The organism is Xanthomonas sp. NCPPB 1325 (assembly GCF_041477645.2).
Lineage (GTDB): Bacteria > Pseudomonadota > Gammaproteobacteria > Xanthomonadales > Xanthomonadaceae > Xanthomonas > Xanthomonas cannabis.
Window position 1 is genome coordinate 4,866,086 of the sequence record NZ_CM192985.1, and the last position, 13,535, is coordinate 4,879,620.

The 13,535-nt window shown below is 67.6% G+C and carries 16 protein-coding genes and 1 pseudogene; 11 read left to right on the forward strand and 6 right to left on the reverse strand.

Annotated features, from left to right (window positions below; genetic code table 11):
• The first annotated feature begins 3 nt into the window (after positions 1–3).
• Positions 4–546: a GNAT family N-acetyltransferase gene (locus ACCQ10_RS20550; protein WP_372361758.1), complete on the forward strand. Its 543-nt coding sequence runs from the start codon at positions 4–6 to the stop codon at positions 544–546.
• Between the two features lie 36 nt (positions 547–582).
• On the opposite strand, the gene ACCQ10_RS20555 is transcribed toward ACCQ10_RS20550, so the two are convergent.
• A complete protein-coding gene (locus ACCQ10_RS20555) occupies positions 583–870 on the reverse strand; it encodes a DUF6916 family protein (RefSeq protein ID WP_228890584.1) in 288 nt (95 codons plus the stop codon).
• 413 nt (positions 871–1,283) lie between these two features.
• On the opposite strand from ACCQ10_RS20555, the gene ACCQ10_RS20560 reads away from it, so the two are divergent.
• The 7 genes and pseudogenes from ACCQ10_RS20560 to ACCQ10_RS20590 form a co-directional block, all read left to right on the forward strand.
• Positions 1,284–2,078, forward strand: a complete 795-nt coding sequence (locus tag ACCQ10_RS20560) for an ABC transporter ATP-binding protein (RefSeq protein ID WP_372361759.1) — start codon at positions 1,284–1,286, stop codon at positions 2,076–2,078.
• A complete protein-coding gene (locus ACCQ10_RS20565) occupies positions 2,078–2,827 on the forward strand; it encodes an MlaE family lipid ABC transporter permease subunit (protein WP_039410615.1) in 750 nt (249 codons plus the stop codon). The genes ACCQ10_RS20560 and ACCQ10_RS20565 overlap by 1 nt, the downstream gene beginning before the upstream one ends.
• Before the next feature lie 8 nt (positions 2,828–2,835).
• Complete coding sequence (gene mlaD, locus ACCQ10_RS20570; RefSeq protein WP_372361760.1) at positions 2,836–3,369, forward strand: outer membrane lipid asymmetry maintenance protein MlaD; 534 nt, start codon at positions 2,836–2,838, stop codon at positions 3,367–3,369.
• Complete coding sequence (locus ACCQ10_RS20575) at positions 3,366–4,028, forward strand: MlaC/ttg2D family ABC transporter substrate-binding protein (protein ID WP_039410610.1); 663 nt, start codon at positions 3,366–3,368, stop codon at positions 4,026–4,028. Before mlaD ends, ACCQ10_RS20575 begins: the two co-directional genes overlap by 4 nt.
• Positions 4,018–4,311, forward strand: coding sequence for an STAS domain-containing protein (locus ACCQ10_RS20580; RefSeq protein ID WP_166744684.1), 294 nt, complete (start codon positions 4,018–4,020; stop codon positions 4,309–4,311). The genes ACCQ10_RS20575 and ACCQ10_RS20580 overlap by 11 nt, the downstream gene beginning before the upstream one ends.
• 10 nt (positions 4,312–4,321) lie before the next feature.
• Positions 4,322–5,386: an MlaA family lipoprotein gene (locus ACCQ10_RS20585; RefSeq protein WP_372361761.1), complete on the forward strand. Its 1,065-nt coding sequence runs from the start codon at positions 4,322–4,324 to the stop codon at positions 5,384–5,386.
• Between the two features lie 143 nt (positions 5,387–5,529).
• A pseudogene (locus tag ACCQ10_RS20590) lies at positions 5,530–5,680 on the forward strand (RelA/SpoT family protein); the annotation flags it as partial.
• 58 nt (positions 5,681–5,738) lie between these two features.
• Here ACCQ10_RS20590 and ACCQ10_RS20595 read toward each other — a convergent pair.
• A complete protein-coding gene (locus ACCQ10_RS20595) occupies positions 5,739–6,182 on the reverse strand; it encodes a lysozyme inhibitor LprI family protein (RefSeq protein WP_372361762.1) in 444 nt (147 codons plus the stop codon).
• Positions 6,183–6,558: 376 nt separating this feature from the next.
• Complete coding sequence (locus tag ACCQ10_RS20600; protein ID WP_372361763.1) at positions 6,559–7,107, reverse strand: glutathione peroxidase; 549 nt, start codon at positions 7,105–7,107, stop codon at positions 6,559–6,561.
• A 116-nt stretch (positions 7,108–7,223) separates the two neighbouring features.
• Between ACCQ10_RS20600 and ACCQ10_RS20605 the strand changes: the two genes are divergently transcribed.
• Positions 7,224–7,688, forward strand: coding sequence for a MarR family winged helix-turn-helix transcriptional regulator (locus tag ACCQ10_RS20605; protein ID WP_372361764.1), 465 nt, complete (start codon positions 7,224–7,226; stop codon positions 7,686–7,688).
• Between the two features lie 16 nt (positions 7,689–7,704).
• Positions 7,705–9,099: an MATE family efflux transporter gene (locus ACCQ10_RS20610; RefSeq protein ID WP_372361765.1), complete on the forward strand. Its 1,395-nt coding sequence runs from the start codon at positions 7,705–7,707 to the stop codon at positions 9,097–9,099.
• A 67-nt stretch (positions 9,100–9,166) separates the two neighbouring features.
• Here the strand turns inward: ACCQ10_RS20610 and ACCQ10_RS20615 are convergent, their stop codons facing one another.
• From ACCQ10_RS20615 to ACCQ10_RS20625, 3 genes are all read right to left on the reverse strand, one after another.
• A complete protein-coding gene (locus ACCQ10_RS20615) occupies positions 9,167–9,547 on the reverse strand; it encodes a hypothetical protein (RefSeq protein WP_039410593.1) in 381 nt (126 codons plus the stop codon).
• Between the two features lie 224 nt (positions 9,548–9,771).
• A complete protein-coding gene (locus tag ACCQ10_RS20620) occupies positions 9,772–11,304 on the reverse strand; it encodes a DNA recombination protein RmuC (protein WP_372363186.1) in 1,533 nt (510 codons plus the stop codon).
• Positions 11,305–11,481: 177 nt separating this feature from the next.
• Positions 11,482–12,489, reverse strand: a complete 1,008-nt coding sequence (locus ACCQ10_RS20625; protein ID WP_166752844.1) for a zinc-binding alcohol dehydrogenase family protein — start codon at positions 12,487–12,489, stop codon at positions 11,482–11,484.
• 97 nt (positions 12,490–12,586) lie between these two features.
• On the opposite strand from ACCQ10_RS20625, the gene ACCQ10_RS20630 reads away from it, so the two are divergent.
• Positions 12,587–13,504: a LysR family transcriptional regulator gene (locus tag ACCQ10_RS20630; RefSeq protein WP_372363187.1), complete on the forward strand. Its 918-nt coding sequence runs from the start codon at positions 12,587–12,589 to the stop codon at positions 13,502–13,504.
• Positions 13,505–13,535: the final 31 nt, after the last annotated feature.

Sequence of the window (13,535 nt, forward strand, 5' to 3'; positions counted from 1 at the left end):
GGTATGGCACGCCTGCTCTCCAGCCAGGTGAACGCATCGTCGGGCGCAGGCCCGGCCGCGTCCGCCTTCGCATTACGAACCGAGGAGCAGGCCGATCTCCCCTGGCTGCAGCATCTCTACGCCAGCACCCGCAGCGACGAGCTGGCACCGGTGCCCTGGCCGGAGGCAAGCAAGCGCGCCTTTCTGCAGCAGCAGTTCGCCCTGCAGCGCGCGCACTACGGGCAGCATTTTGCAGGCGGCGACTTTCTGATCGTCCAGATCGAGGGTTTGCGCATCGGCCGCCTGTACCTGCACCGCACTGCCACGCACCACACATTGGTGGAGATCAGCCTGTTGCCGGAGTGGCGTGGTCAGGGCATCGGCGCGCAACTGATCGCCTACGCGCAGGCGATGGCGTGCGATGCCGGATGCGTACTGTCGTTGCACGTGCTGCACACCAATCCTGCCGCGCAACGTCTGTATCGGCGCCTGGGCTTCATCGCGGGCGACAGCACCCAGACGCATCTGCAGATGCACTGGCATCCGCGCCAACAGCCACGTGGTTAAGCTGTCTGGTTGAGCGTGCCTGGTCGGCACGCACGCTCAATTGAAGACGGCCTGATACAGAAACCCATCGCGCTCGCGCGCCACCGGGACCAGGAAGATGCCGATCTCGCCCAGCCGCGCGTGACGCATCAGGTAGGTCTGCTGCGGGAACAGGAAGGCCGACCCATTGCGGAACAGCAACGAGAACGGGGCGCGTTGCGAGGAACGCGTCGCCTGCAGGGGTCGCGCCTCCACCAGCACGAACGGCACCTCGCCTTCGTTCAATGCCGCGGCAAAGGTCTCGTTGACGCTGCCGGCGAAATGTTCGAGCGTCAACAATTCCATGAATGACTCCTGGCGCGACGAGTGAGCGTTGATCCTGGCGTCTTGTTGCCGCGCCTACAAGATCCTCGCCCGGCAATGCGACACTTTCGACAGATCGGAACGGGCGCGCGCGCATGCAATGCAGGGCTGACGGCGGCCACTGACGACGGGTGCGCATCGTCAGGCATGGCACTGCAGGCGTGCTGGTTTGCGCATGAAGTGCTCGCCACAGCTCCCTACTGCGGCGTATGTTGCGCGTCCGATGTGCGCGTGGATCACGCTGGGGTGCATTACGGGACACGCTGTTACGCAGATGCGCCATCCGGGCCGACATTGCGCGCCCGGTGAATGCGACAATACTGCACGCAGCGGTTCGGTTATGTTCAGCCGTGTGACAGTTACTCTATCGCGTTGGAATTCTGTTAAAGGCCTCGATGACGGCGTCCGCCTCTTCTGTCGTGCAACTGTCCGGTGTCCGCATCGATCGCGGCGGGCGGACGATCCTGCGCGACGTATCGCTCAACGTGCCACGCGGCAGCATCACCGCCGTGCTCGGTCCGTCCGGTAGCGGCAAGTCCACGCTGCTGGCGGCATTGACCGGCGAGCTGCGCCCGGTTGCCGGCACGGTCACATTGTTCGGCAACGCCATTCCCACCGGTAGCCGGGCACTGCTGGAGATGCGCCGAAATGTCGGCGTGCTGCTGCAGGGCAATGGGTTGCTGACCGACCTGAGCGTGGCCGACAACGTCGCACTGCCGCTGCGCACGCATACGCGCCTGCCGGCGCCGGTGCTGCAACGCCTGGTGCAGATGAAGCTGCACGCGGTGGGCCTGCTGGCGGCGGCCGACGCCTGGCCGCGCGAGCTGTCTGGCGGCATGGCGCGCCGTGTGGCGCTGGCGCGTGCGCTGGCGCTGGACCCTCCGCTGATGATCTACGACGAGCCGCTGACCGGGCTGGACCCGATCGCCTCGGGTGTGATCATGAGCCTGATCCAGCGCCTCAACGACAGCCTGGGCCTGACCAGCATCATCGTCAGCCACCACGTGCACGAGACGCTGCCGATCAGCGATCAGGCCGTGGTCATCGCCAATGGCGGCATCGTGTTCGCCGGTACGCCCCAACACCTGCAGGACAGCACCGATCCGCTGGTGCAGCAGTTCCTGCACGGGCAGCCGGACGGCCCGATCGCCTTCGATGCCGCACCACGACGCGACCGGAGCGCTGCCTGATGGCCTTCGCCGATTCCATTCGCGCTTTCGGCCGCGCCGGGCTGTTTTCGCTCACGGTGCTGCGTGGCTCGCTGCCCACCCGCGACTTCGTCGCCGAGCTGGTGCGCGAGATCTACAAGGTCGGCGCGCGTTCGCTGCCGATCATTGCGGTGGGCGGTGCCTTCGTCGGGTTGGTGCTGACCCTGCAGGGCTACCGCACGCTCACCACCTACGGTGCATCGGATGCGCTGTCCACGCTGCTGGGGCTGTCGCTGTACCGCGAGCTGGCACCGGTGCTGACCGCACTGTTGTTCATCGGCCGCGCCGGCAGCTCGATCGCGGCCGAGCTCGGCCTGATGCGTGCCACCGACCAGATCAAGGCGCTGGAGCTGATGGCTATCGATCCGGTAGCCAAGGCGGTGGCGCCGCGCTTCTGGGCGGCAGTGCTCACGGTGCCGTTGCTGACCGGCGTGTTCTGTTCGCTGGCCATCACCGGCGGCTACTTTGAAGCGGTGCACGTGCTGGGTATCGACAACGGCACGTTCTGGTCGGGCCTGAGCAACAGCGTGGATTTCTGGGACGACTTCGGCGTGGCGATGCTCAAGTCGGCGATCTTCGGCGGCACCGCCGCGCTGGTCGCCGCCTACGTGGGCTTCCATGCCGAGCCGACCATCGAAGGCACCTCCATCGCCACCACCCGCGCGGTGGTGAATGCCTCGTTGCTGGTGCTGATGTTCAACTTCGTCCTTTCTGCAATGTTGTTTAGGTGAGATAGCCCATGGCCATGCGTGGACCACGACTCGAATTCGCCGTCGGCGCCTTTTTGCTGCTGACCCTGGCCTCGCTGCTGGTGCTGGCGGTGGCCTCGACCAACCAGCGCTGGGGCTTCGGTTCCAGCCAGTACATCCTGATCGCGCGCTTCAGCCAGATCGGCCAGCTGCGCGCGCAGGCGCCGGTGAAGATCGGCGGGGTGACCATCGGCAAGGTGGCCGACATCAGCCTGGATCCGACCAAGTTCGATTCGGTGGTGACGCTGTCGCTGGACACCAAATACAAGGACCTGCCCGCCGACACCTCGGCCGGCATCTTCACCAGCGGACTGCTCGGCGAGAGCTATATCGGTCTGCAGCCGGGCGGCGACCCGGAGACGCTCAAGCCGGGCGAAGAGATCGGGTTCACCCAGCCGGCGGTGGATCTGCTGCAGCTGGTCGGCAAGTACATGTTCAGTGGCGGCGGTGATAAATCCGCTGCAGACGGTCAGGCCGCCCCGCCTGCCCAGCCCGCTTCTCCCTCTACGGAACCGCACCAATGAAGACCACCCTGCTCTCTGCCATCCTGGCCTCGACCCTGCTGGTGTGCGCACCGGCCACCGTGCTGGCGCAGCCGGCCGCCGCCAGTGCGCCTGCGCAGGGCGCGGCCACCAAGACCGTCATCGACAGCAGCACCCGCATCCTGGGCACGCTGGAACAGCGCCGCGCCGAGTTCCGCAGCAACCCGGCCGCGCTGCGTCAGTACATCGACGGCGAATTGAACAAGGCCTTCGACCGCGACTACGCCGCGCGCCTGGTATTGGGTGTGCACGGCCGTGGCGCCTCCGATGCCGACATCAAGCTGTTCGCCGATGCGATGGCCGACAACCTGATGCAGCGTTACGGCACCGCCCTGCTCAACTTCGAAGGCAAGCCGACCTTCCGTGCCAAGTCGGAAAGCGCGCTGCCGGGCAACCGCGGCGTCAAGGTGTCTACCGACCTGCTGCGCGCCGGCAACGACCCGACCCCGGTCGACTACCTGATGCGTAACGTGGGCGGCCAGTGGAAGATCTTCGACGTGATGATCGAAGGCATCTCTTACGTGCAGACCTTCAAGGGCCAGTTCGACGGTCCGCTGCGCGAAAAGGGCATTGCCAAGGTCGCCGCCGACCTGCGCAGCGGCAGCCTGCAGGTCGGTGCGGCACCGGCCAATGGCAAGTAACAGCTCCGTGCAACGCAACGGCGACACGCTGGTGGTCACCGGCGTGCTCGACCGTGCCGCGGTCACCGCGGCATGGCCGCAGGCGGCCGCACAGCTCGATGGCGTGCGCACGCTGGACCTGTCGGGCGTGCAACGCCTGGACAGCGCCGGCGTGGCGATGCTGGCCGAACTGGCCGCGCGCGTGCGCGGCACCGGCACTGCGGCAGTGGTGGGCGAGGCGTCCGGTCTGGACGAATTGCGCGCTGCCTACCGCTTGTCTCCCACCCTCGAATTTCAGGCCTGAGCGCCACGCCATGACCCAGTTCCGCACCCTTTCCCTGTTGGCCTGCCTGTCGCTGCTTGGCGCCTGTGCCAGCCAGGCGCCCAAGTCTGCCCCGCCATCGGCCAGCGCCGACACCGCGCCCGATGCTCCGGCACCGGTACGTGACGACGCCGGGGTGACCGCGCAACCGGCGGCCGCCGGGTTTGCCGCGCCCGACACGTTGCCGGCCACGGTGGCGGCGGCGCCTGCCGAACAGACCGGCGCTGCGGGCGATGCCGGCGCGGACGCGTCCGGCGCGCCCACCTCGGCCGAGGACGACTTCAACGCCTTGTACGGCACCACCACGCCACAGGCAGGCGCCAATGGCGCACCCGCCCAGCCGGGCGCGGCGCCAGCGTACGACCCGTGGGAGCGCTACAACCGCGGCATGCACCGCTTCAACCTGGCGGTGGACCGCGGCGTGGCACGGCCGTTGGCGACCGCCTACACCAAGGTGGTGCCGAGCCCGGCGCGGCTGGGCGTGACCAACTTCTTCGACAACCTCGGCACGCCGCTGACCATGGTCAACCAGCTGCTGCAGGGCCACCCGGTCTATGCGGCGCAGTCGTTGGGCCGGTTCGTGATGAATACCACCCTGGGCGTGGCCGGTCTGTTCGACCCGGCCACGGCGGCGGGGATTCCGCGGCGCAGCGAAGACTTCGGTCAGACGTTGGGCGTGTGGGGCTGGCGTAACTCGCGCTACTTCGAGCTGCCGCTGTTCGGGCCGCGCACGGTGCGTGACACCTTCGGCCTGGGTGGCGACATCCCGCTGTCGTGGGTGCGCCAGGTCGACGACGGCGGTGCGCGTTTCGCGCTGCAGGGCCTGCAATTGGTGGACACGCGCGCGCAGCTGATGTCGCTGGACTCGCTACGCGACCAGGCGCCGGACGAGTACGCCCTGACCCGCGATGCCTGGATGCAGCGCCGCAATTACCAGATCACCCGCGACCTGCGCAGCCACCGCGAACAGAACAACGAGCTGCCGGAGTATCTGCGCGAAGACAAGGACAACACGGTGCCGGTGGATGCGATGCCGATTCCCAGCTGGGTGCGTTGACCGGCCCGCCAGGCGTGAACAGAAAAACCCGGGAGCGATCCCGGGTTTTTTTCTGGGCAGCGCAATGTCGTGGCCGCAGCTGCCTGGGTGGACGGCGCACATGTCTGCAGATGCCAGTTGCGCCGGGCTCGCCCACACCGTCTGCGCCTGATGACGCCCACCTGCCGGAGATCAGCAGCGATACCGTGCGATGCCGGCAGGGCCCACGTGCGGCTGCGGCTCAAGGTCAGCGGCTACGACCAGCTACGGGCCTTGCTCGCTAAGCTGGACGCCTTGCCCGGCATCGATGGCGTGGCATGCAGGCGCGGGCGCAGGACATATCGTCGGGCGCCTGGCATCACGTGTCCGGTGGTCATTCCGGTTCGGGCAGCAATGGCGGGGTGCGATCTTCGTAGGTGAGATAGCTCTGCCACAGATCATGTGCGCGCTGGTCGTTGAGGTCGACGGCGCAGCGGGCCGCCTTGGCCGTTCCGACCGTTGCACCCGTCCAGCGCTGTCGTATGTTGCTGCAGTGAAGCGTCTTGTAGCTCGTCCAGGCCGCCTGCGCGTTGTCGAACGCCTCGCCCGACACCCCCAGCGTGGCGATGGCCCGGGTGCGCGCGGCCGCCAGATACTCGGCCAGGCGTTGCTGCGATCGGCTCACTTCTGCCGACCAGCATTTATTGCTGTCCACGGTCGTTTCGAGATCGTGGCAACGCTCCTTCGCGAGCGATGGCGCGCTGAAAAGCAGCACGAGAAATATCCAGCCGGATCGCATCGTCATGTGCACCTGATTGTTAGCTTGGTCGATGATCAAGCCGGATCATGGGATCGGTTGATCGTGCGTCGCACGCGGGTAGCGGGTCGGCGACGGCGGCTGCGCGCTGTCTGTCGGCTCCTGCGTCGTTACCGTGATTGCCGGGGCAGATGCGATGGCAGTGCCTGAAGCGTCTTGCCGCATGGCGGTGGAGATACGCCGCGATGTTCGGCGACAGTGCGTGCCGAGCGTGCAGCCTGGGCGGCCTTCCGCCGTACCGTCCCTCCCCCTCTCCCTGGCGGGAGAGAGGGGGAGCGCCGGCCTCTGATCGTGCGCTGCAGTGTCTTGCCCATCGGGAGAGTGGCGCATGCAGCGGACGCGGTACGGGGCGCACGCAAGCTCTGCTCTGACGCATGTCTTGGCCGGCGCGCGGGACTCAGGCAGCCGCCAGCGCCGCATCCACCGCTGCACGCAGGCGTGCATCGTCGGCCGGGACATCGGGGGCGAAGCGCTCGATGACGGTGCCGTCGCGGCCGATCAGGAATTTTTCGAAGTTCCACAACACGCCGGGTGCGGGGTTGGGCGCAATGCCGTAGCCGGCGAGCTTTTCGCGCATCGGGCCGTCGCCGGTGGCACTCGGACGTGCATGGGTCAGGGCCTGATACAGCGGATGGGTGTCGCCGCCGGTGACCGCGATCTTGGCGAACATCGGGAAGGTGACGTCATAGGTGAGCTGGCAGAACTGCGCGATCTCCGCCTCGCTGCCGGGCTCCTGGCCGTTGAAGTCGTTGGCCGGAAACGCCAGCACTTCCAGACCGGCCGCATGCTTGTCGCGGTACAGCGCTTCCAGGCCTTCGTACTGCGGGGTCAGGCCGCACTTGGAGGCGACATTGACCACCAGCAGCACTTTGCCGCGGTAGTCGGCCAATGTGGTTGGCTCGCCTTCGATGCGGGTCACGGGAATGTCGTACAGCGTCTGGCTCATCGGGGCTGTCCTGATCTGCGGGGTAGCCAGCATAAACCGCCGCGCGCGCATGGATGACCTGCGCTGCACCATGCCTCAACACTTGTATATGCAAGTATCTTGGCTACACTCGCCGCATGGCCAAGCCCCGCAAGCCGACCGGCTGTACCAATTTCCGCCTGCGCAGCGTGTCGCGGATGGTGTCGCGCCATTACGCGACATATCTGAGTGCGAGCGGTCTGAAGTCGACGCAGTATTCGCTGCTGTCGCATCTGGTCACGCTGAGCCCGATCCGGCCGATCGATCTGGCGCGCAAGATGGGCCTGGATGCATCCACGCTCACGCGCAATCTCAAGCCGCTGATGCTGGACGGACTGGTGCAACAGACCGACGGCCCCGATGCGCGCAGCCGCCTGATCACGCTCACCGCCGCCGGCCGTCGCCGACATGCCCAGGCCCGGACGCAGTGGCAGAAGGCGCAATCCAGCCTCACCGCGCTGCTGGGCAGCGAGCGCGTGCTCGCCCTGCATGGCCTGCTCGACGACACCCTGGCCACGCTGCAACAGGCCGGGCTTGCCGATACCGACGACTCCCCCGACTAAGAGCAGCTCTGCCTCCATGACCGCACTCGATGCCCGCACCCGCCTGCTGCTGGAGGCCCCGATCGCGCCCACGCTGGCGCGGCTGGCCGTTCCCAACGTACTGGTCATGGTCGCGCAGGCGTCGGCCGGGCTGATCGAGACCTACTTCGTCGGCAAGCTCGGCACCGATGCGCTGGCCGGCATGGCGCTGGTGTTCCCGATCGTGATGCTGATGCAGATGATGTCGTCCGGTGCGATCGGCGGCGGCATTGCCTCGTCGATCGCGCGGGCCCTGGGCGGCGGCCGGCGCGAGGATGCCAACGCGGTGGTGGTGCATGCGCTGGTGATTGCCGTGGCGTTCGGTGTGCTCTTTACGCTTGCGCTGTGGGCGGGCGGCCGCTGGCTGTATCGGCAGATGGGCGGGACAGGCGCCGCGCTTGATGCCGCGCTGACCTACTCGCACTGGATATTCGCAGGCGCGGTGTTTGTCTGGCTGTTGAACTCGCTGGCGGCGGTGCTGCGCGGCTCCGGCAATATGGCCGTGCCGGCCAAGGTCACCGTCTACGGAGTCATCGGATTGATCCCGCTGTCGCCGTTGCTGATCTTCGGCTGGGGGCCGATTCCGGCGCTGGGCATTGCCGGCGGTGCGCTGGCGCTGCTGCTGTACTACATCGTCGGCACACTGGTGCTGGTGGCCTATCTGCGTTCGCCGCGCAGCCTGCTGCGCCTGTCGTTTGCGGCGATCCGGCTGCGTGCAGCGGTCTTTCGCGACATCCTGCGGGTTGGCCTGATCTCGGCGATCGGGGTGATCTGCACCAATCTGGCGGTGGGCGTTGCCACCTCGTTGGCCGGGCATTTCGGCTCCGGTGCGATTGCCGGCTACGGCACTGCGTCGCGGCTGGAATACGTGCTGATCCCGCTGGTCTTCGGCCTGGGAGCACCGATGCTGACGATGGTGGGCACCTGCATCGGTGCGGGCAAACGCGAGCGTGCACTGCGCGCGACCTGGATCGGTGCGGCCATGGCGTTTGCCATTACCGAAACCATCGGCGTTGCGGCGGCGCTGTTCCCGCGCGGCTGGCTGTCCTTGTATGGCAGCGGTGCGACCATGCTGCAGACCGGCACGCTGTACCTGCAGACCGTAGGGCCGTTCTACGGCTTTCTGGGCATGGGTCTGGCGCTGTACTTCGCCTCGCAGGGCGCAGGAAGGCTGCTATGGCCGATCTGCACGACCGTGCTGCGCCTGCTGATCGCGGCCGGCATCGGCATCGCGGCGATCCGGCTGGGTGGCGGCCTGCACCAGGTCTACCTGGCACAGAGCGCGGCGCTGCTGGTGTATGGGCTGGGGACGGCGCTGGCCATCGCCGGTGGATCGATGTTCGGCGCCGTTGGCTGGCCGCGTCGCACCGCGGACGTGGTGGTGGACGCGTAGGCCGCTGGCGCTGGTGCATGCGTTGCGGCATCTGGACGCGACGCGCGCCTGATGCCCTACCCGCGCATCAGTCGATGCACAGCGCCGCCTGACCCTTGCCGCCGATGACTTCCTGGCGGCAGCCGAAGCGGTCGCTGTCGCGCTGGCAGGTGCCGGTGGTGGCGGCACCGGTCGGCACGATGCTGGTGGCCAGGCAATCACCGCTGCAGTCGCTGTTGTCGCTGCAGGTCTTGCCGGCATCGGCATACGGCACGATGCAGCGCACCGTTTGCATGCGGCCGACCGGACGCAGTTGGCCGCCCTTTGCGGTGCATGCTGCGGCATCGGCAGAGGCTGCGCGCGGTGTCTGCGCATCAGCTGCGGTGGTGCCCGAACGAGATGCCGGCGTTGCGCTGCAGGCGCCCAGCAGCAGCACGCACACCGTTGCGTAGATCCATCGCGTCGCCATGAGATGCTCTTCTTGAATAGGGTGCGTGCAAGCATCGCGGTGGCGATGTCTGCGCGGTGTGCTCGACATCCGGTGCAGGGACAGGACGTGGCAGAGCTGCTGTTGTAGGAGCGCCCTTGGGCGCGATGAGGCGTTACCGGTAACGCCTCATCGCGCCCAAGGGCGCTCCTACGGGTGGGTCGGTTTCGGGCGCTGTGCGGCCGGCCAGGCCTCCTGCTTGCTGGCTACTCCTGCTCGTCGCTGCTGTCGTCGTGTGAGAGCCCGGCGCCTTCGTCGCTGCCATCGTCCAGCAGTGCCTGCGAGTGCTCGCTGGACAGCGTTTCCACGCCGCGCAGGCGGCGCTCGATGGTGCGGGTCTTGCGACTGGCTTCGCCCAGGCTCTTGCCCACGGTGCTGATCTGCCGCTCGGCCTTTTCGAGAATGCCGGCGAACTTGCCGAACTCGCTTTTCACTGCGCCCAGCACCTGCCAGACCTCGCTGGAGCGCTTCTCGATCGCCAGCGTGCGGAAGCCCATCTGCAGGCTGTTGAGCAAGGCGGTGAACGTGGTCGGGCCGGCCAGCACCACGCGATGCTCGCGCTGCAGCAGATCGACCAGACCGGCGCGGCGGATCACTTCGGCATACAGGCCCTCGGTGGGCAGGAACATCACCGCAAAATCCGTCGTGTGCGGTGGGCAGACATACTTGTCGCTGATGGATTTGGCCTGCACACGGATGGCGCGTTCCAGCTGCGCGGTCGAACTCTTGATCGCCTCCAGATCGCCTTTTTCCTGCGCGTCGATCAGGCGTTCGTAGTCCTCGCGCGGGAACTTGGCATCGACCGGCAGCCACACCACCGTGTCGTCGCCGCGCCCGGGCAGGCGGATGGCGAAATCCACCGCTTCGGCGCTGTCGGGCCTGACCCGCACGCTGCGTGCGTACTGCTCCATCGTCAAGGTCTGCTCGAGGATGTTGTCCAGCTGCACTTCGCCCCAACCGCCGCGGTCCTTGACGTTGGTGAGCACGCGCTTGAGGTCGCCCACGCCGGTGGCCAGCTGCTGCATTTCGCCCAGGCCGCGCTGCACCTGTTCCAGCCGTTCGGACACCAGCTTGAACGAGGCATCCAGGCGCGTGTTGAGGGTGGTCTGCAGTTTCTCGTCGACGGTGGCGCGCATCAGTTCGAGCTTGCTGGCGTTGTCGTTCTGCAGGTTGGCCAGCTGCTGTTCCAGCGTGGTGCGCATTTCGCCGATGCGCAGTTCGTTGCGTTGGGTGAGCTCGGTCAGGCGCTGGCCCAGCGCTTCGGTAAAGCGCTGTTGCGATTCGCCGGCCTCCTGGCGGCCCTTGCGCGAATCTTCGGCCAGCGCTTCGCGCAAGGCGGCCATGTGGGTGTCGGTGCGCGCGATCAGCTCGGTCAGTTGCTGGCCGAACATGTGGATGCGGGTTTCCTGCTGCTGGCCGAAGCCTTCCAGCTGGGTACGCAGTTCGGTGAGACGGAGGGTCAGCAGTTCGCCGGTGCGTTGCTGGGCCAGGCCACTTTCTTCGCGCGCCTTGCGGGCGTCTTCGCCGAGCGCGTCGCGCAGCAGGTCCAGGCGCTGATCGGTGCGCGTGGACAGTTCGGTGAGATTGCGCGCAAAGGTTTCCAGGCGGCCGTCCTGCTGCCGTGCCAGGCCTTCGAGTTGCTCGCGCAGTTCGCCGCGGCCGTCGCGTTGTTCGGCGCGCAGCGCGTGCTCCAGCGCGGTGGTGGAGGGACGTCGCAGCAGCGCGAGCAGCTGCAACACCAGGACTACGACAAGCAGCCCGAGAAGGATCAGGGATTCGGATGACATGCGCGCAGTGTAACGGTGCCTGTCGCAACGGCTGCGTCGCGGACCGTCGCCCGCCCGAGCGCGCGCAGCGCCCGGGAATCTGCGGGGCAGCGGCCTGAGCAGCCGCTGCCTCGCTGCTCAGGCCCGAGGTCAGAAACCTTCCAGCACCAGCTTGCCGCGGGTGCGGTGCGATTGCAGCGCCGCGTGGGCGCGGCGCAGGTTGTCGACAGTGATGCGGCCGTAGTGCTCGCCCAGGGTGGTGCGCAGCAGGCCGCTGTCGATCAGATCGGCGACGCGATTGAGCAGGTGGTGCTGGGCGATCATGTCGTCGGTTTCGAACAGCGAGCGGGTGAACATCAGCTCCCAGTGCAGCGACAGGCTCTTGCGCTTGAGCGGCAGCGCATCCAGCGTGGCCGGATCGTCGATCAGCGCCAGCTGGCCCTGCGGTGCGAGCACCTCGACCAGCTGCGCGAAGTGCTGGTCGGTGTGGGTGAGGCTGGCCACGTGCTGCACCTGCGCGATGCCGATCCGCTGCAGGCCTTCGCCCAGCGGCTGGGTGTGGTCGATGACGTGATGCGCGCCGAGGGCGTAGACCCAATCCTGGGTCTGCGGGCGCGAGGCGGTGCCGATCACGGTCAGCTTGGTCAGCGTGCGCGCCAGCTGCACCAGGATCGAGCCGACGCCGCCGGCCGCGCCGACCACCAGCAACGCCTGGCCCTGGCCGCCGCCTTCGGCGATGCGCAGCCGATCGAACAACAATTCCCAGGCGGTGATGGCGGTCAGCGGCAGTGCGGCGGCCGCAGCGTCGTCGAGCGTGGCCGGCTTGCGCCCGACCAGGCGCTCGTCCACCAGATGGAATTCGGCATTGGTGCCTGGGCGGGTCAGCGCGCCGGCGTAGTACACCGCGTCGCCGGGGCGGAACAGGCTGACCTCGCTGCCGACCGCATCGACCACGCCGCTGGCGTCCCAGCCGAGCACCCGTGGCGATTCCACCGGCGCGTTGGCGCGCACCTTGGTGTCCACCGGATTGACCGAAATGGCATGGATGCGCACGCGTAGATCGCGCGGGCCGGGCTCGGGCAGCGGCAGTTCGAGTTCGACCAGCGCGCGCGCATCGTCGATGGGCAGGCCGTGCTGCGGGTAGGCAATGGCTTTCATGGCGGGCGTCATGCAGGGAGGGGACATGCATGGTCGGCTGCCGGGATTAGGAGAAAAACCGGCAAACTGCACAAGCACTTTCACGATTGGAGTGAAGATGGTCCGCTTCGACGACCTGGCGCTGTTCGTGCGTACCGCGGCGCTGGGCAGTTTTTCCAATGCCGCGCGTGAGGCCGACCTGCTGCCGGGGCAGGTCAGCGCGGCGGTGGCCCGGCTGGAGCGCGCACTGGATCTGCGCCTGTTCGCACGGTCCACCCGCAGCCTGCGGCTGACCGCCGAGGGGGAGCAGTACCTGCCGTATGCGCGCCAGGTACTGGAGCTGCTGCGCGACGGGCGCGAGCATGTGCGCGGGCGCGACAGCGAATTGCAGGGCCTGCTGCAGGTCACCGCGCCGTCGGACCTGGGCCGCAACGTGCTGCTGCCCTGGCTGACCGAATTCCGCGCCGCGCATCCGAAGCTGACCTTGCGGCTGCATCTGTCCGACCAGGTGGCCGACCTGTATCGCGCGCCGGTGGATGTGGCATTCCGGCTCGGGCGCATCGACGGCGCCGACCACGTCGCGCTGCCGTTGGCACCGCACAACCGCCGGGTGCTGGTGGCCGCGCCTGCATACCTGCAGCGGCACGGGCGGCCGGCCACGCTGGAGGCGCTGCGCGACCACGCCTGCCTGCTGTATCTGCTGGCCGGGCGCGCCTACGACCGCTGGCAGTTCGAACGCGACGGCCGCCGCCAGGTGGTGCCGGTACGTGGGGCGATGCTGTGCGACGACGCCGACATCGTGCGGCGCTGGGCCGTGGCCGGCGAAGGCATCGCCTACAAGTCATGGCTGGATGTCTGCGCCGACGTGCAGGCCGGGCGGCTGGAGGTGCTGTTCCCCGACGATGGCGACCGCTTGCCGCTGCATCTGGTGTGCCCGCATCGCAAGCAGTTCTCGCGGGCGGTGCGCCAGCTGCACGCGCTGTTTGCGCAGCGCTGCCAGGCGCTGACGGCGTTGTATCCGCCGGGCCAAGGCTGACGTGCTGTGCTCGTGGTGCAAGGTGCCGACG